This is a genomic window from Brevirhabdus pacifica, from assembly GCF_002797755.1.
Lineage (GTDB): Bacteria > Pseudomonadota > Alphaproteobacteria > Rhodobacterales > Rhodobacteraceae > Brevirhabdus > Brevirhabdus pacifica.
Genome location: NZ_PGFI01000012.1, coordinates 206,272 through 222,793 on the forward strand (window position 1 = coordinate 206,272; position 16,522 = coordinate 222,793).

Genomic DNA, 16,522 nt, shown 5'->3' on the forward strand with positions numbered 1-16,522 from the left:
GGGGGCGGCCCGGACTCAGGCGCTTTTCAGGACAGGATGCGGACGGCGCGCCCCGGCCCAGTCGCGGGCGGCGGCGCCAAAGGCGGTGAAAAGCGGCCGCGACACCGGATCGGCGGCGGCGTTATGCTCGGGGTGCCACTGGACCGACAGGGTGAAGCCGGGGGCGTCGCGGACATACAGTGCTTCGGGCGTGCCGTCGTCGGCGGTGCCGTCGATGACGATGCGCGGCCCGGCCGTCTGAATGCCCTGCCCGTGCAGCGTGTTGGTCTGGACCTCCTCGGCGCACATTAGGCGGGCGAAGGGACCGCCGGCGGTGAATGTGACCGGGTGGCGCCGGCTGAACCGTTCGTCCAGCGACCCCTCGGTCGGCATCCGGTGGTTCTTGCGTCCCGGAAGCTCGCGGATCTCGGGGTGGAGAGAGCCGCCCATCGCCACGTTCACCTCCTGGAACCCGCGGCAGATGCCGAGAAAGGGCTGCCCCCGCTCGACGCAGGCGCGGATCAGGGGCAAGGTGATGCCATCGCGGGCCCGGTCGAACGTGCCATGGGCCTCGGTCGCCTCCTCGCCGTATTCCTCGGGATGCACATTGGGCCGCCCGCCGGTGAAGAGAAAGCCGTCGCAGGCCTCCATGAGCTCGTCCACGGTCATGTAAAGCGGGTCGGCGGGAATGATCAGCGGCATGCATTCGGCCACCCGCGCGATCGCTTCCGAGTTCATCGTGCTGGTGCCGTGACCGGGATAGGTATCCGCGATCATGTAGGTATTTCCGATGATGCCGACGACGGGCCTGCGCATGGGGACATTTCCTCGCTGTGATGCGGCGAAGATACCGGGTTTGGCGGGGCGGGTCGAGAGGGGGGCGGGCCGAGAGGAGGCCGGCAGGTGCCGCCCCGCCCATGCGATGGGGGGCGCCCCCGTTGGCCGGGCGCGCCCCCCTTTCGCGGATCAGATCTCGGCCGTCAGGCCCGCCGCCTCGATGCCGGCGGTCGCGGCCTTGGCATCGTTGCCCGAGGTGTCGCCGGTGACGCCCACGGCGCCGACGATGGCCCCCTTGCGGTCGCGCACCAGCACGCCGCCGGGCACCGGCACCAACTGGCCGCCGTAAAGTCCGTTCATGGCGTTCATGAAATAGCCCTGCTCCTCGGCCCGCTTCATCTGGGCGGTGCCGGCCATGCCCAGCATGATCGCGCCATGGGCCTTGCCGTGGGCGATGGCAAAGCGGCCGGGTGCGGCACCGTCCTCGCGTTCGAACGCCTTCACGTGGCCGCCGGAATCCAGCACCACGATGGACAGCGGCTTCAGCTCGTCGGCGCGGCCGGCCTCAAGCGCCTTGCGGATGATGGTGCGCGCCTTGCGCAGGGTGATCTCGGTCATGGAAAACTCGTGTCCTTTTGGGGTGCAACCCGGGGGGGCTGCGGAATGGGGGCGCGTGCCGACGGTCGGGGCCGGCACGCGATTAAGGTCAGGCGGCGCTGGACTGCGGGGTCAGCTGTGCCTTGAGCTGCAGGCGGCGCGCATGCAGCACCGGCTCGGTATAACCCGAGGGTTGCTCGCGGCCACGGAAAACCAGATCACAGGCGGCCTGGAAGGCGATGCCGTCGAAGCCGGGCGCCATGGGCCGGTAGTAGGGATCATCGGCGTTCTGACGATCCACCACGGCCGCCATCTTCTTCATGGCTTCCATCACTTGGGCCTCGCTGACGACGCCGTGGTGCAGCCAGTTGGCCAGCGCCTGGCTGGAGATGCGGCAGGTGGCGCGGTCTTCCATCAGGCCGACATCGCTGATGTCCGGCACCTTGGAGCATCCGACGCCCTGATCGATCCAGCGCACCACATAGCCAAGGATGCCCTGGGCGTTGTTCTCGATCTCGGCGGTGATCTCCTCGTCGCTCCAGTCGCGGCTCTCGGCCAGCGGGATTTCCAGCAGGTCCTCGAGCGTGCCGCGCCGGCCCTCGGCCGCGATCTCGTCCTGGCGGGCGAAAACATCGACCCGGTGGTAATGGGTCGCGTGCAGGATGGCGGCGGTGGGCGACGGCACCCATGCGGTGTTGGCGCCGGCCTGCGGGTGGCCGATCTTGGCTTCCAGCATCTCGGCCATGCGGTCGGGCATGGCCCACATGCCCTTGCCGATCTGCGCCTTGCCCTGAAGGCCGCACTCAAGCCCGATGTCGACGTTGCGGTCTTCGTACGAGGCGATCCAGTCGGTCGCCTTCATCTCGCCCTTGCGGATCATCGGGCCCGCTTCCATCGAGGTGTGGATCTCGTCGCCGGTGCGGTCCAGAAAGCCGGTGTTGATGAAGGCGACCCGCGCGCGGGCGGCGGCGATGCAGGATTTCAGCGTGGCGGATGTGCGCCGCTCCTCATCCATGATGCCCAGCTTGACGGTGTTGCGGGGCAAGCCCAGCGCCTCTTCGACCCGGGTGAAGATCTCGTCGGTAAAGGCGGTTTCCTCGGGGCCGTGCAGCTTGGGCTTGACCACATAGACCGAGCCTTCGGTCGAATTGCCGCCCGAGGATTTCAGATCGTGCATCGCGATCAGCGTGGTGCACAGCGCGTCCAGCAGCCCCTCGAAGATCTCGTTGCCCTGGGCGTCCAGCACGGCGGGGGTGGTCATCAGGTGCCCCACGTTGCGGATCAGCATCAGCGAACGCCCCTTGAGGGTCAGGGTGCCGCCGTCGGGGGCGGTGAACTCCAGGTCCTTGGCCAGAACACGCTCGAATTTCTTGCCGTTCTTCTCGACCGTCTCGGACAGGTCGCCCTGCATCAGGCCCAGCCAATTGCCATAAGCCTGCGCCTTGTCGGCACCATCGACAGCGGCGACCGAATCCTCGCAATCCATGATCGTGGTGATTGCCGATTCCAGGCGCATGTCGCAGACACCGGCCGGATCGTCCTGGCCCACGGGATTGTCGGGGTTGATGTCCAGGATCACGTGCAGGTGGTTGTTGCGCAGCACGATCGAGGTGGGGTTGTCGCGCCCGCCCTTGTAGCCGACGAAGGCCGAGGGCACGGCCAGCGGCACCGCGCGCCCGTCCAGCGTCGCCTGCAGGCCTGCGTCGGTGATCGTGTAGGCGCTGGCATCGGCGTGGCTGCCGGCCTCGAGCGGCAGCACATCGTCAAGGAAGGCCTTGGCCCATTCGATGACCTTGGCACCGCGGGCCCGGTCATAGCCGGGCGCCGAAGGCGCCTCGCCCAGCGCGTCGGTGCCGTAAAGCGCGTCATAAAGCGAGCCGAAGCGCGCGTTGGCGGCATTCAGCGCGTAGCGGGCATTGGTGATCGGCACCACAAGCTGCGGGCCGGGGATGGTGGCAATCTCGGGATCGGTGCCCTCGGTGGTGATGGTGCAATCGGCAGGCTCGGGCACGAGGTATCCGATCTCGGTCAGGAACGCGCGGTAGGCCTCGGCGTCGTGAGGCTGGCCCTGGCGCTCCAGGTGCCAGGCGTCGATCCGGCGCTGCAACTCCTCGCGGGTCTCCAGCAGAGCGCGGTTCCGCGGGCCGAGGTCTGCCACCATGCCGGCGAGCGCCGCCCAGAACGCATCGGAATCCACCCCTGTTCCGGGCAGGGCCCGATCCTCGATCAACCCGGCGAGTTCCGAGTTCACTTGCAATCCGGCGCGCTCAACACGATCGGGCATGGCATTCCTCCAAGAGTATCATTATTACCGAACTAAGCCGGCGTTAGCATCATTGTTGCCGGCTCGTCCAGCATGCGGTCGCATACGCCATTATAAAATGAATCCCGGATGATCAATCGCTTTGGTCAAACTTTTTGACCGCATCCGACATTTCGTTTCGGCAACCCCGCGCCCGATCTCAATAAAATCAGGGACCTCTCGGTCTCCCCCGCCCGCCACCCAACGGGCCGCCGCTGTATGCCAGGCGAAAATCGGCGCGGATGCGGCACTGCGGCGCCGCACGTGCGGAAACGATGCCGCAGACGCAAAAGCCCCGCCGCGAAAGATTCGCGACGGGGCGGGATTCGGTCGTGGCCCCATGGCGGGCCGGCCGATTACTCGGTGGTGGTGGCGGGCGGCTGGGTCGCCGGGGTGCCGGCGGCGGGGGCCTCGTCGGTCGTGGCGGGGGCCGCGCGCTTGTTCATCGCGGGGTCGGTGTCCGAGGGGACCGATTGCTCGGTCGGGGCCGGGCTGCCATCGACGGCGACGCCGTCACCGGGCTCGTTGCCGGCATAGACGACCCAGACCACCAGGCCGATCAGCAGCACCGTGCTCCACAGCAGGGCGAAACCCATGCCGAAAAGCGGGCCGCGATGTTCCTTTTCCTGGCGTTTGATGTTGGTATCGGGGGCAGACATGATGGACCTCGTTACATGGTGATCGCTGGGGGCGCCGGGCCGCTGTTGCACCGGCGTGCTCAGCCTCATAACGTCCGCCCAACCACGAATGTTCCCCCCGGACAGGAGAGCCGCAGATGACCGCCGAGACCACCGACACCGCCCCCCAGACCGTGTACCTGGCGGATTACACGCCCTTCGGCTTCATCCCCGAGAAGGTCGAGCTTCGGTTCATCCTGGATCCCCACGCGACACGGGTGCTGTCGCGGATCGAGTTTCGTCCCAACCCCCAGGCAAGCGACCGGCGCTTCTTTCTGCATGGCGAGGGGCTGAAGCTGATCGCGGCCAGCATCGACGGCGCGCCGGTAACGCCCGAGCTGACCGATCACGGCCTATGCTGCGAGGTGCCCGAAGGTCCCTTCGTCTGGGCCGCCGAGGTCGAGATCGACCCCGCCGCCAACACCGCGCTCGAGGGTCTTTACATGTCCAACGGCATGTATTGCACCCAGTGCGAGGCCGAGGGCTTTCGCAAGATCACCTACTATCCCGACCGGCCCGACGTGATGTCGGTCTTCACCGTCCACGTCGAGGGGCCCTACCCCGTGCTGCTGTCGAACGGCAACCCGGTGGACAGCGCCGAGGGCCACGCCACCTGGCACGACCCGTGGCCCAAGCCTTCCTACCTTTTCGCGCTGGTGGCGGGGGATCTGGTCGCGCGCTCGGCCAGCTTCACCACCATGTCGGGGCGCCACGTCGCGCTGAACGTCTGGGTCCGCCCGGGCGACGAGGGAAAGTGCGACTTTGCCCTCGAAGCGCTGCAAGCCTCGATGAAATGGGACGAGGAGGTCTATGGCCGGGAATACGACCTCGAAGTCTTCAACATCGTTGCGGTCGATGATTTCAACATGGGCGCGATGGAAAACAAGGGGCTGAACATCTTCAACGCCTCAGCGGTCCTGGCCAGCCCCGAAACCAGCACCGACGCCAATTACGAACGGATCGAGGCGATCATCGCCCACGAGTATTTCCACAACTGGACCGGCAACCGCATCACCTGCCGCGACTGGTTCCAGCTGTGCCTGAAAGAGGGTCTGACCGTTTTCCGCGACCAGCAGTTCACCGGCGACATGCGCTCGGCCCCGGTTGCCCGGATCGAGAACGTGATCGCCCTGCGCGGCCGGCAGTTCCGCGAGGACAACGGCCCCCTCGCCCACCCGCCCCGCCCCGAGAGCTTTGTCGAGATCAACAATTTCTACACCGCCACCGTCTATGAAAAGGGCGCCGAGATCATCGGCATGCTGCGCCGGCTGGTGGGCGAGAATGGTTACCGCAAGGCGCTCGACCTCTACTTCGCGCGCCACGACGGCGACGCGGCCACGATCGAGGATTGGCTGAAGGTGTTCGAGGATGCGACCGGGCGGGAACTGGCGCAGTTCAAGCGTTGGTACACCGACGCCGGCACCCCGCGCCTGAAGGTCACAGAGGAGTGGGATGGCGACGCGGGCCGGCTGACCCTGCATCTCGAACAGACCACCCCGCCCACGCCGGGCCAGGACCAGAAGCCGCCCCGCGTCATCCCGGTCGATGTGGGCCTGCTGAACCCCAACGGCGACGAGGTGGTGCCGACCACCACGCTTGAGATGACGGAGGCGCGGCAAAGTTTCAGCTTCGACGGGCTGGCCAGCCGGCCGGTCGCCTCGGTGCTGCGCGACTTTTCGGCGCCCGTGATCCTGGAACGACAGAGCGACAGCGCCGAACGCGCCTTCCTGCTGGCCCATGACACCGACCCGTTCAACCGTTGGGAGGCCGGGCGCACCCTGGCCCGCGACGTGTTGCTGGGCCTCGTGCTGCGCGACGAGGCGCCGTCGGGCGACTTCATTGACGCGCTGGCGCGGGTCGCGGGCGATGACGGGCTGGACCCGGCCTTCCGGGCGCTGGCCCTGCGCCTGCCCGGCCAGGACGAGATGGCACAGGCCCTTTCGGACGCCGGCGTCACCCCCGACCCCACCCGCATCTGGGAGGCGACCGAGCAGCTTTCGGACACCATCGCCCAGCGCATGCGCCCCCTGTGGGAACGCCTGCACACCGAAATGGAGGTGACCGGCCCCTACGTGCCCGACGCCGAGGGGGCGGGCCGCCGCGCGCTGCGCAACACCGCGCTGATGGCGCTAAGCCGGTGCGACGGCGGGGCGGCCGCGCGGGCCCAGTTCGCCGCTGCCGGCAACATGACCGAACAACTGGGCGCCCTGTCGTCGCTGCTGGCAACCCAGACGGCCAAGGGTGAGGTCGACGCCTTCTTCGAACAGTGGAAGCACGACCGCCTGGTCATGGACAAGTGGTTCGGCCTCCAGGTCATGCAGGCGCGCCCCGAAAAGGCGGCCGAGGTGGCAGAGGCCCTGACCGCGCACCCGCTCTTCGATCTGCGCAACCCCAACCGCTTCCGTTCCGTCTTCGGGGCGCTGGCGGGGAACGCCGCAGGGTTCCACCACCCGTCGGGCAAGGGCTATGGGCTGATGGCCGATTGGCTGATCCGGCTGGACAAGCTGAACCCGCAGACGACGGCGCGCATGTGCTCGGCCTTCGAGACGTGGCGCCGCTACGACGCCGACCGCCAGCAGATGATGACCGACGCCCTGCGCCGCATCAACGCCCAGCCCGGCCTCAGCCCCGACACCACCGAGATGACGGCGCGCCTGCTGCCCTGAGCCGGTCCGGCCTCGCACCAGCCGGCCGGAGGCCCCTTTCCGGGGGCTCTCGGCCAAAAGACGCCTTTCGGTTGAACGTGACCGGCGTGTTTACGCCTTGATGAACCCGCGGATCAATCGGAGGGAACGGTGTTGCCTGCCCACCGGTTTCCTTTCTGTCTGAAAAAGAAAGGAGTGTGTGATGACAGACATAGCCAAATCCACGATCCTCGTCATGGCGACCCATGGTTTCGAGCAATCCGAACTGGAAAGCGCGCGCGATCAGTTGCTCCGGGCCGGCGCCTCCGTTTACGTCGCCTCGCCCGACGGGCAGCCAATACGTGGCTGGCACAACGGAAACTGGGGGGAGGATGTTTCTGCCGACCTCAGGATCTCGGACGCGCAGGCCGCGCGTTTCGACGCCCTCGTGCTGCCCGGCGGGCAGTTGAATTCCGACAGCCTGCGGCTGGACGATGAGGCCATCGCCCTGATCCGCGACTTCGTCTCGATGGGCCGGACGGTGGCCGCGATCTGCCACGCGCCCTGGCTGCTGATCGACGCTGCTGCGGTCGAGGGGCGCACCATCACCTCCTGGCCGTCCCTGCGCCGGGATCTGGAGAACGCGGGCGCCAAGGTGGTCGAGGCACAGGTCGCCACCGACAACGGTATCGTCACCAGCCGCAAGCCCGAAGACATAGATGCCTTCGTCGCCAAGATCATCGAAGAGATCGAAACAGGCCCCCACCACCGCGACGCGGCCTGACCATCTGCCGGCCCGGCTGCTCGGGATCGGACCCAAAACCCCAAGCCCCCCGATGCTGCCATACGGAGGGGGGCCCACGCCGGGGGCCAGGACAGTTTCCTCAGATCATCCCTGACAATAAGGCTGCTGGCGCGTCCAGGCGGCCATCTCTGCGCGCATGCGTGCCTTGCGGAATGGTGTCCAGTCGGCGGCGATGCCACGGTTGTTGGCCGCGATCGCGTTGTCGCGCAGGACCGTGCGCGCCATGATCCGCACGCCGCAGCTGAGGTTGGCCGCGCCATCAAGCAAGGCGCTGCCCGATTTTGCCCGGCAGCCATAGCCACGCGCCGTCGCCGGCGAGATCTGCAAAAGCCCGAACCACTTGTTGCCCCCGCCCACGGCCTCGGGGCGCCAGGTGCTTTCGTGCTTGGCCAGCGCCGACAGCAGCCCGGCCCAGAAAAGCTCGCGCTCCTGCTCGCTGGCGTTGTGGTAGTTGGGGCAGTATTGCGCCACGTCGCGGGGGGCCGAGCTGACAAGCGGCTGGCCGTGGGCGCGCAGCGAATTGATGGCGGTGCGGGTCCAGACCGGACCTTCGGGGCGGAAGTCCCAGCGCATCACCGCCTCGGGGGCGGGCCGGGCGGCGGGGCGCTCGGACGTGATGGAGGCATCCCCCCGGGCCCCCAGCGTGACGCCCGTCTGGGCACAGGCGCCCAGCAACGTGGCGGCGGCAAGCATGGCGAAGGCGGTGGTTCTGGCAGCGATCTTCATGGGTCGTACCCGCTGGTTGTGAATTTGCGGCGCATCTTGCGCCTCGATCATGCGGGCTGGCAACACGGGGCCATCGGCATCGGCGGGAATCCGTCACCTCTTGCCCCGTCCCGCCCCCTGGCCTAGAAGGCAGGCCGGATGGCAGTTGGAGACGAAGATGCTGGATCTTTCCTATGAATCGCCCGCCCCGAAGGTAATCGCCGGGGCCAAGCACGACTGGGAACTGGTGATCGGGCTTGAGGTGCACGCGCAGATCGCCTCGAAGGCCAAGCTGTTTTCCGGCGCCTCGACCCAATTCGGCGCCGAGCCGAATTCGAACGTGGCCTTCGTCGACGCGGCCATGCCCGGCATGCTGCCCGTCATCAACGAATTCTGCGTCGAGCAGGCGGTGCGCACCGGGCTGGGCCTGAAGGCCCAGATCAACCTGCGCTCGGCCTTCGACCGCAAGAACTACTTTTACCCCGACCTGCCGCAGGGCTACCAGATCAGCCAGCTTTACCACCCCATCGTCGGCGAGGGCGAGGTGCTGGTGAACATGGCCCCCGGCATCGCCCGCCGGGTCCGGATCGAGCGGATCCACATGGAGCAGGACGCCGGCAAGTCGATCCACGACATGGATCCCACCATGTCCTTTGTCGACCTCAACCGCACCGGCGTCGCCCTGATGGAGATCGTCAGCCGCCCCGACATCCGCGGCCCCGAAGAGGCCGCCGCTTATGTCGTCAAGCTGCGCCAGATCCTGCGCTATCTGGGCACCTGCGACGGCAACATGCAGAACGGCAACCTGCGCGCCGACGTCAACGTCAGCGTCTGCCGCCCCGGTGATTACGAGAAATACCAGGAAACCCAGGATTTCAGCCATCTGGGCACCCGCTGCGAGATCAAGAACATGAACTCCATGCGGTTCATCCAGCAGGCCATCGACTATGAGGCCCGGCGCCAGATCGCCATTCTGGAGGATGGCGGCAGCGTGGTGCAGGAAACCCGCCTTTACGATCCCGACAAGGGCGAGACGCGGTCGATGCGTTCCAAGGAAGAGGCGCATGATTACCGCTACTTCCCCTGCCCCGACCTTCTGCCGCTGGAGATCGAACAGGGTTGGGTCGACGACATTCAGGCCAACTTGCCTGAGCTGCCGGATGAAAAGCGCGCGCGTTTCGTCACCGAATACGGCGTCACCGAATATGACGCCGACGTGCTGACCGCCGACGTGGAAAGCGGGCATTATTTCGACGAGGTCGCCAAGGGCCGCGACGGCAAGCTGGCCGCCAACTGGGTCATCAACGAGCTTTTCGGCCGGCTGAAGAAGGAAGACCACGGCATCGCCGACAGCCCCGTTTCGGCGGCACAGCTGGGTGGCATTCTGGACCTGATCGCCAAGGGCGACATCTCGGGCAAGATCGCCAAGGACCTGTTCGAGATCGTCTACACCGAGGGCGGCGATCCGGCGCAGATCGTCGAGGATCGCGGCATGCGTCAGGTCACCGACACCGGCGCCATCGAAGCGGCTGTCGACAAGATTATCGCCGAGAACCCCGCCCAGGTCGAAAAGGCCAAGCAGAACCCCAAGCTGGCGGGCTGGTTTGTGGGTCAGGTGATGAAAGCCACGGGTGGCAAGGCCAACCCCAAGGCCGTCAACGAGATTGTGGCCGCCAAGCTGGCGGGCTGATCCTCAACGGACAGGCGAGTGCAGGCGTTGTCGCGCCCGCCCCGCCTGAGCTATCCCTTCCGGTTGCACGACCGATACCGCGCCGCCCCCAGAGGCTGGTTCGCGAATTTTCACGTGTGCGTGTTGACTCCTTCCCGAATCCTCCCAGTTAGAACCCTCAGGTGAGAAGAACGGAGAGACCGGATGCCCCGATACGAGTTCACGGCCATCGCCGCGCCCCGCAAGGGCAAGAGCGGCAAGGGGGTCAAGGGCCGCGAGGCCAAGTTCGCCCATGCTCTGGGCGAGGTCCTCAACGAGATGGGCGCCGACGGCTGGGATTATGTCCGTACCGACATGCTCCCCTGCGACGAGCGCTCGGGTCTGCTTGGTTCGACCACGACCGACATGCACATGATGATCTTCCGCCGCGAACTGCCCGAGCAGGGCCGCCGCGGCGCGGGCCAGGTCCGCGCCGACAGTCGGATGCCGGCGCCCGGACGCGATCAGGCGGCGCGTGGCGCCACCGGCTCCGACGACGGCGACGAAGACGAGGCACCGATGGACGACGCCGCCGCAGCCGGCAGCGCCCCCCGCGCCCAGGCGCCGCGCACCTCCTCGGTCGAGGCGCGTCCCGAAAGCCGCGACAAGGCCGAGCCCGGTCGCGCCCCCCGGGTTCAGGGCGAGGATCGCGGCAGCGGCGGGCGTGGCTGAGGCCGCGCGCGAGGCGACCGAACCGGGCCCGCCCGCGCGGGCCCCTATTCCTCCAGCGTCAGGGACAGGGCATGGATGCGCCCCATCAGGTCCTTGCCCAGCGCCTCGTGCACGGCGCGATGGCGGGCGATGCGCGACATTCCCCCAAATTGCGCGGCGTGGATCTCGACGTGGAAATGGCTTTCGCCCCCCTCGCGAAAGCCTGCGTGGCCCCGGTGGGCCTCGCTCTGATCCTCGATCTCGAGGTGCCGCGGGGACAGCCCCGCCTCAAGCCTGTTTCGGATTTCTTCGGTCACGGTCATTTTTAACTCCGGCCCCTTCATCTTGCTGTCAAAAGCCTTAAACTCGCGGACCCGAGTCGGAAAGGTGAGCTTCATGACTAAAAACGATCCATTCGGATTCGACCTGTCCGTTTCTTCCGACAAGAAGAAACGAACGCGGGGACGGCGCGGCATGTCCGGCGCCTTCGAGACATCGCGGAGACAGTGCGAACACGCCGGATGCGAGGAGGCCGGGCAGTACAGGGCTCCGAAATCCCCCGATACGCTGGACGACTACTTCTGGTTCTGCAAGGACCACGTCCGCGAGTACAACCTGAAATGGAACTTCTTCAACGGCGCCACCGAAGAGGAATACATGGACCAGGTCGACAAGGACCGGGTCTGGGAGCGCGAGACCAAGCCTTTCGGCAAGACCTCGGACGAACAGCGGGCCTGGGCCCGGCTGGGGGTCGACGACCCCCACCAGGTGCTGGGCGAGAATGCGACCCGCAACCCCGGCAAATCGGTCACCGGCACCCGCCGCCTGCCCGCCACCGAGCGTCGCGCGATCGAGATCCTCGAGGCGCGCGACCACTGGACCAAGGCCGAGGTGCGCAAGCAGTACAAGTCACTGATCAAGGTTCTGCACCCCGACATGAACGGCGGCGACCGTTCCGACGAAGAGCGTCTCCAGGAAGTCGTCTGGGCCTGGGACCAGATCAAGGTCAGCCGCAACTTCCGCGAGTGACCCCGCGCCCTGCCCGATTTTCGGGCAAAGTGCCCCGGCAACGCCCAGGTTGCCCCTGCGTAAGGCCAAGCGCCCTTTACCTGAAGCGGTCCAGCCACTAGGATCGCTTCCGGTTATCCACCATCCGATCGATCATTCGGAACGCCACCCCGGGCGCCATGCGCAGATGCTGCCAAGCCCCGGGGCAACTTCGAGTTTGCAAAGGACGGTTCGATGCTTGCTGACAAACACCCGCAGGAGGCGGAGCGTCTCGCGAAATTGCGTGCCCTGGGCATCCTCGACACCGAGGAAGAGGCCGATTTCGACGATATCGTGGCCCTGGCCGCAGAGATTTGCCAGGTTCCCATCGCCCTCATCAGCTTTGTCGATCGCGACCGCCAGTGGTTCAAGGCCAAGGTCGGGCTGGAGGCCCGGGAAACCGGGCTGGAGAAATCGGTCTGCTCCCACGCCCTGCTGCACCAGGGTGTTTTCGAGATCAACGACACGACCCTGGATGCCCGCACCGCCGACAACCCGCTGGTCGACGATCCCGACGTGCGGATGCGCTTTTACGCCGGCGCCCCCCTGCTGGGCGAAGGCGACCTGCCGCTGGGCACCCTGTGCGTGCTGGACAAGGAACCCCGCACCCTGACCGAGACCCAGCGCAACGCGCTGTCGATCCTGTCGCGCCGTGTCATCAAGGAACTGGACCTGCGCGCCGCCCTGATCGAGACCCGCCGCCTGTCCAGCGCCTACGAGGAAAAGGCCAAGCGCCTCGAACATGCGCTGGAAATGAGCGAGACGCTGAAGCTCGAGATCGACCACCGGGTCAAGAACTCGCTCCAGCAGGTCAGCGCCTTCCTGTCGCTCCAGGCCAGCCGGACAGAGGACGAGAACGTGCGCGACGCCCTCAACGAGGCGCGTGGTCGGGTCAACGCCATCGCATCGGTGCACTCCGAGCTGGGCCGCGCCCGGGCCACCAACACCGTTGACCTTGCCCATTACGTGCCCAGCCTGGTGCGCGAGCTTGAGATTGCCGCCCCCTCGAACATCAATATCGCCGTCGACGCCCCCTCCTACGTGGTGAACACGCAATTCGCCTCGTCGCTGGGGATCATCATCAACGAGTTCATCGCCAACTCGCTCAAGCACGCCTTTGTCGGCGACCGCCTGGGCCGGGTCGACGTGACCTTGTCCATCGAAGAACCCGACACCCTGCGCGTATGCCTCGCCGACAACGGCGTCGGACGCGCCCAGGCGTCGCCCGACAGCAGCGGCGCCGGGCTGGGAAGCCGGATCATCGACGCGATCTCGCGGCAGATCGGCGCATCGGTGGAAACCGGGGACGAGGCGCCGGGCACCTCGCTGACGCTGGTCATTCCGCGCGGCAGGCCCAGCGCGGTCCAGGCCGAACCCCTCGCGGCCCGCTCCGCCGTCGGCTGACCCGACCGGGGGGCCTACCCCATTGGCCGGGACCGGGCCGCGTCGAAGCACATGGCCACCCTCGCCCCTCGACGGGCGGTCCTATGCGGATCAATCCGGGACCCCGCGCAAAGCTTGCTGCGATCCTCCACCTCCGCCCTCGAAAGTGGGCCGCGAGGGTGCAATTGGGCCTTTCCCTTGCCCTTGGGCAAGATATGTTGCATCCCAACGCTGCTGGCGCGCCTGCAGGCGGGCGCCGGCCGGGATAGAGGAAACGCATTATGGCAGATGGCGCTATGGAATTGTCGGCGAAACCCACCGAGGAACTGTCGGTTCGCGAGGTTTTTGGCATCGATACGGACATGAAGGTGAAGGGGTTCGCGGATCGCACCGATCGCGTCCCGGAACTGGATTCGACCTACAAGTTCGATCCCGACACGACCCTGGCGATCCTGGCCGGCTTCAGCCACAACCGTCGCGTGATGATCCAGGGCTACCACGGCACGGGCAAGTCCACCCATATCGAACAGGTCGCCTCGCGGCTGAACTGGCCCTGCGTGCGCGTCAACCTCGACAGCCACATCAGCCGGATCGACCTGATCGGCAAGGATGCGATCAAACTCAAGGACGGCAAGCAGGTCACCGAGTTCCAGGAAGGCATCCTTCCGTGGGCGCTGCGCACCCCCACTGCCATCGTTTTCGATGAATACGACGCCGGCCGCGCCGACGTGATGTTCGTCATCCAGCGGGTTCTGGAAGTGGACGGCAAGCTGACGTTGCTGGACCAGAACAAGGTGATCACGCCCCACCCCTATTTCCGCATCTTCGCGACCGCGAACACCGTGGGCCTGGGCGACACCACCGGCCTTTACCACGGCACCCAGCAGATCAACCAGGGTCAGATGGACCGCTGGTCGCTGGTCGCCACCCTGAACTACCTGAGCCATGACGCGGAAACCGCGATCGTGCTGGCCAAGAACCCCCATTACAACACCGCCGCCGGGCGCCGCACCATCGGTCAGATGGTGACCGTGGCCGACCTGACGCGCACCGCCTTCATGAACGGCGACCTGTCGACCGTCATGTCGCCGCGCACGGTGCTGGCATGGGCCCAGAACGCCGAGATCTTCCGCGACGTGGGCTATGCCTTCCGGGTCTCGTTCCTGAACAAGTGCGACGAGCTGGAGCGCCAGACCGTGGCCGAGTTCTATCAGCGCTGCTTTGACGAGGAACTGCCCGAAAGCGCCGCCTCGATGAGCCTGGGCTGAAACCGGGCTGATCGCCGGGCGCGGCCAGCGTCGCGCCCTCTTTCCCCGCCACCCCGCCGCCCCCGGGCGCAGGAGGCCCGACCATGAAGCAGTCTGACAACCCGGCCGATCCGTTCAAGAAGGCCCTTGCCGAGGCCACCAAGGTCATGGCGGACGACCCCGACCTCACGGTCTCCTACTCGGTCGACCCGCCCAGCCTGGTTAACGACACGGTCCGCCTGCCCCAGGTCAGCCGCCGCATGAGCCGCGACGAGGTCATGCTGGCGCGCGGCACCGCCGACGCCTACGCCCTGCGCCACAAGTTCCACGACGAGGCCACCCACAACCGCTACGTGCCCCGGGGCACGATGGCGCGCGACATCTACGAGGCGATGGAGACCGCCCGCTGCGAGGCGATGGGTGCCCGCGTCATGCCCGGCACCGCCGGCAACATCGACGCCAAGGTCGCCGACGAGGCCGCGCGCAAGGGTTATGCCCAGATCACCCAAGCCTCCGACGCGCCGCTGGCGGTTGCGGCGGGCTATCTGGTGCGCCACCTGGCCACCGGCCGCCCCCTGCCCCCCGGCGCCCAGAACGTGATGGAGTTGTGGCGCGGCTTCATCGAGGAACAGGCCGCCCCCACCCTCGAGAACCTAGACGAGGCGCTGAGCGATCAGCGCGCCTTCGCCCGCTTTGCCCGCCAGGTCATCGATGACCTTGGCTACGGCGACCAGCTGGGCGAGGATCCCGACGCCGCCGACGACGACCAGGAAGACGAGGGCCAGTCCGAGGAGGACGAGGACGACGCCGAGAGCAGCGGCCAGGAGAACCAGGAAGACGACGAACAGGACGCCGACGCCGCCCCCGAGCAAAGCCAGGATCAGCAGCAGGACGCCGCCCAAGCACAGCTGTCGATGGACGACAGTGACCCCAGCGACGACGCCGAGGCCGCCGAACTTCCCGACGGCGAGGCCCCGATGGAGCCGCCCGCCCCCGCCCCGCCCAGCGAGGCGGATCCCCATTACCAGGTGTTCCACGCCGAGTTCGACGAGGAGATCCGCGCCGAGGATCTGGCCGAGCCCGCCGAGCTGGAGCGCCTGCGCGCCTATCTCGACCAGCAGCTCGAGCCGCTGAAAGGTTCGGTCTCGCGGCTGGCCAACAAGCTTCAGCGCCGGCTTCAGGCCCAGCAGAACCGCAGCTGGGAGTTCGATCTTGAGGAAGGCACGCTGGATGCGGGCCGTCTGGCGCGCGTGGTGGCCAACCCGACCACGCCCCTGTCGTTCAAGACCGAGCGCGACACCGAGTTCCGCGACACGGTGGTGACGCTGCTGCTGGACAACTCAGGCTCGATGCGGGGACGGCCGATCTCGATCGCGGCGATCTGCGCCGACGTGCTGGCCCGGACGCTGGAACGCTGTCAGGTCAAGGTCGAGATCCTGGGCTTTACCACCCGCGCCTGGAAAGGCGGCCAGAGCCGCGAGAAATGGCTGGCCGAGGGCCGCCCGCAGCAGCCCGGCCGCCTGAACGACCTGCGCCACATCATCTACAAACGCGCCGACGCCCCCTGGCGCCGCGCCCGCCCCAACCTGGGCTTGATGATGAAGGAAGGTCTGCTGAAGGAAAACGTCGACGGCGAGGCGCTGGAATGGGCGCACCGCCGCATGGTCGGTCGCCCCGAGGCGCGCAAGATCCTGATGGTGATCTCGGACGGGGCGCCGGTGGATGACAGCACCCTCTCGGTCAACCCCGCAAACTATCTGGAAAAGCACCTGCGCGACGTGATCGCGATGGTCGAAAAGCGCAAGGCGGTCGAACTGATCGCCATCGGTATCGGTCACGACGTGACCCGCTATTACGGCAAGGCGGTCACGATCACCGATGTCGAACAGCTTGCCGGCGCGATGACCGAGCAGCTGGCCTCGCTTTTTGATCGCGACCCGCGCGGCAAGGCCCGGCTTAAGGGCATCCGCAACGCCTGACCGGTCGCGCCGCGCCCCCGGCGGGCGCGGCGCCGTCCCAC

General features: G+C 67.0%; 14 protein-coding genes. 8 read left to right on the plus strand and 6 right to left on the minus strand.

The features are described from left to right. Positions 1–15: 15 nt before the first annotated feature. The 4 genes from CLV77_RS10490 to CLV77_RS10505 form a co-directional block, all read right to left on the minus strand. On the minus strand, positions 16–795 hold the full coding sequence (locus tag CLV77_RS10490) for a gamma-glutamyl-gamma-aminobutyrate hydrolase family protein (protein ID WP_076980601.1): 780 nt from the start codon (positions 793–795) through the stop codon (positions 16–18). Between the two features lie 150 nt (positions 796–945). Beyond that, a complete protein-coding gene (locus tag CLV77_RS10495) occupies positions 946–1,374 on the minus strand; it encodes a GlcG/HbpS family heme-binding protein (RefSeq protein WP_076980600.1) in 429 nt (142 codons plus the stop codon). 88 nt (positions 1,375–1,462) lie between these two features. Then, positions 1,463–3,637, minus strand: a complete 2,175-nt coding sequence (locus CLV77_RS10500) for a malate synthase G (protein ID WP_076980599.1) — start codon at positions 3,635–3,637, stop codon at positions 1,463–1,465. A 374-nt stretch (positions 3,638–4,011) separates the two neighbouring features. After that, positions 4,012–4,314, minus strand: coding sequence for a hypothetical protein (locus CLV77_RS10505; protein ID WP_076980598.1), 303 nt, complete (start codon positions 4,312–4,314; stop codon positions 4,012–4,014). A 116-nt stretch (positions 4,315–4,430) separates the two neighbouring features. Between CLV77_RS10505 and pepN the strand changes: the two genes are divergently transcribed. Both pepN and CLV77_RS10515 read left to right on the plus strand, forming a co-directional pair. Beyond that, complete coding sequence (pepN, locus tag CLV77_RS10510; protein WP_076980597.1) at positions 4,431–6,998, plus strand: aminopeptidase N; 2,568 nt, start codon at positions 4,431–4,433, stop codon at positions 6,996–6,998. Positions 6,999–7,179: 181 nt separating this feature from the next. Continuing rightward, positions 7,180–7,740, plus strand: coding sequence for a type 1 glutamine amidotransferase domain-containing protein (locus CLV77_RS10515; RefSeq protein WP_076980596.1), 561 nt, complete (start codon positions 7,180–7,182; stop codon positions 7,738–7,740). Between the two features lie 105 nt (positions 7,741–7,845). Here CLV77_RS10515 and CLV77_RS10520 read toward each other — a convergent pair whose 3' ends face one another. After that, positions 7,846–8,487, minus strand: coding sequence for a lytic transglycosylase domain-containing protein (locus tag CLV77_RS10520; RefSeq protein WP_261340776.1), 642 nt, complete (start codon positions 8,485–8,487; stop codon positions 7,846–7,848). Positions 8,488–8,644: 157 nt separating this feature from the next. Between CLV77_RS10520 and gatB the strand changes: the two genes are divergently transcribed. Both gatB and CLV77_RS16365 read left to right on the plus strand, forming a co-directional pair. After that, the gene (gene gatB / locus CLV77_RS10525; RefSeq protein ID WP_076981188.1) at positions 8,645–10,156 is read left to right on the plus strand and encodes an Asp-tRNA(Asn)/Glu-tRNA(Gln) amidotransferase subunit GatB; all 1,512 of its coding nucleotides are present in this window, start codon (positions 8,645–8,647) and stop codon (positions 10,154–10,156) included. Positions 10,157–10,339: 183 nt separating this feature from the next. Continuing rightward, positions 10,340–10,846, plus strand: coding sequence for a hypothetical protein (locus CLV77_RS16365; protein ID WP_076980595.1), 507 nt, complete (start codon positions 10,340–10,342; stop codon positions 10,844–10,846). Between the two features lie 44 nt (positions 10,847–10,890). On the opposite strand, the gene CLV77_RS10535 is transcribed toward CLV77_RS16365, so the two are convergent. Continuing rightward, positions 10,891–11,148, minus strand: a complete 258-nt coding sequence (locus tag CLV77_RS10535; protein WP_076981187.1) for a BolA family protein — start codon at positions 11,146–11,148, stop codon at positions 10,891–10,893. A 73-nt stretch (positions 11,149–11,221) separates the two neighbouring features. On the opposite strand from CLV77_RS10535, the gene CLV77_RS10540 reads away from it, so the two are divergent. From CLV77_RS10540 to cobT, 4 genes are all read left to right on the plus strand, one after another. Further along, positions 11,222–11,854 carry a J domain-containing protein gene (locus CLV77_RS10540; RefSeq protein ID WP_076980594.1) on the plus strand — a complete coding sequence of 211 codons (633 nt, stop codon included), beginning with the start codon at positions 11,222–11,224 and terminating at the stop codon, positions 11,852–11,854. Positions 11,855–12,067: 213 nt separating this feature from the next. Then, a complete protein-coding gene (locus CLV77_RS10545) occupies positions 12,068–13,276 on the plus strand; it encodes a histidine kinase dimerization/phosphoacceptor domain -containing protein (protein WP_076980593.1) in 1,209 nt (402 codons plus the stop codon). 260 nt (positions 13,277–13,536) lie between these two features. Further along, positions 13,537–14,523 (plus strand): cobaltochelatase subunit CobS, encoded by a 987-nt coding sequence (gene cobS / locus CLV77_RS10550; RefSeq protein WP_076980592.1) that lies wholly within the window; start codon positions 13,537–13,539, stop codon positions 14,521–14,523. Positions 14,524–14,606: 83 nt separating this feature from the next. Continuing rightward, positions 14,607–16,481 (plus strand): cobaltochelatase subunit CobT, encoded by a 1,875-nt coding sequence (gene cobT, locus CLV77_RS10555; RefSeq protein ID WP_076980591.1) that lies wholly within the window; start codon positions 14,607–14,609, stop codon positions 16,479–16,481. Positions 16,482–16,522: the final 41 nt, after the last annotated feature.

Coding starts and splice junctions, on each gene's coding strand:
- CLV77_RS10515 (WP_076980596.1), top strand. CDS start 7,180: ATGACAGACATAGCCAAATCCACGATCCTCGTCATGGCGACCCATGGT.
- CLV77_RS10540 (WP_076980594.1), top strand. CDS start 11,222: ATGACTAAAAACGATCCATTCGGATTCGACCTGTCCGTTTCTTCCGAC.
- CLV77_RS16365 (WP_076980595.1), top strand. CDS start 10,340: ATGCCCCGATACGAGTTCACGGCCATCGCCGCGCCCCGCAAGGGCAAG.
- CLV77_RS10490 (WP_076980601.1), bottom strand. CDS start 795: ATGCGCAGGCCCGTCGTCGGCATCATCGGAAATACCTACATGATCGCG.
- cobT (WP_076980591.1), top strand. CDS start 14,607: ATGAAGCAGTCTGACAACCCGGCCGATCCGTTCAAGAAGGCCCTTGCC.
- CLV77_RS10505 (WP_076980598.1), bottom strand. CDS start 4,314: ATGTCTGCCCCCGATACCAACATCAAACGCCAGGAAAAGGAACATCGC.
- CLV77_RS10535 (WP_076981187.1), bottom strand. CDS start 11,148: ATGACCGTGACCGAAGAAATCCGAAACAGGCTTGAGGCGGGGCTGTCC.
- gatB (WP_076981188.1), top strand. CDS start 8,645: ATGCTGGATCTTTCCTATGAATCGCCCGCCCCGAAGGTAATCGCCGGG.
- cobS (WP_076980592.1), top strand. CDS start 13,537: ATGGCAGATGGCGCTATGGAATTGTCGGCGAAACCCACCGAGGAACTG.
- CLV77_RS10545 (WP_076980593.1), top strand. CDS start 12,068: ATGCTTGCTGACAAACACCCGCAGGAGGCGGAGCGTCTCGCGAAATTG.
- CLV77_RS10500 (WP_076980599.1), bottom strand. CDS start 3,637: ATGCCCGATCGTGTTGAGCGCGCCGGATTGCAAGTGAACTCGGAACTC.
- pepN (WP_076980597.1), top strand. CDS start 4,431: ATGACCGCCGAGACCACCGACACCGCCCCCCAGACCGTGTACCTGGCG.
- CLV77_RS10495 (WP_076980600.1), bottom strand. CDS start 1,374: ATGACCGAGATCACCCTGCGCAAGGCGCGCACCATCATCCGCAAGGCG.
- CLV77_RS10520 (WP_261340776.1), bottom strand. CDS start 8,487: ATGAAGATCGCTGCCAGAACCACCGCCTTCGCCATGCTTGCCGCCGCC.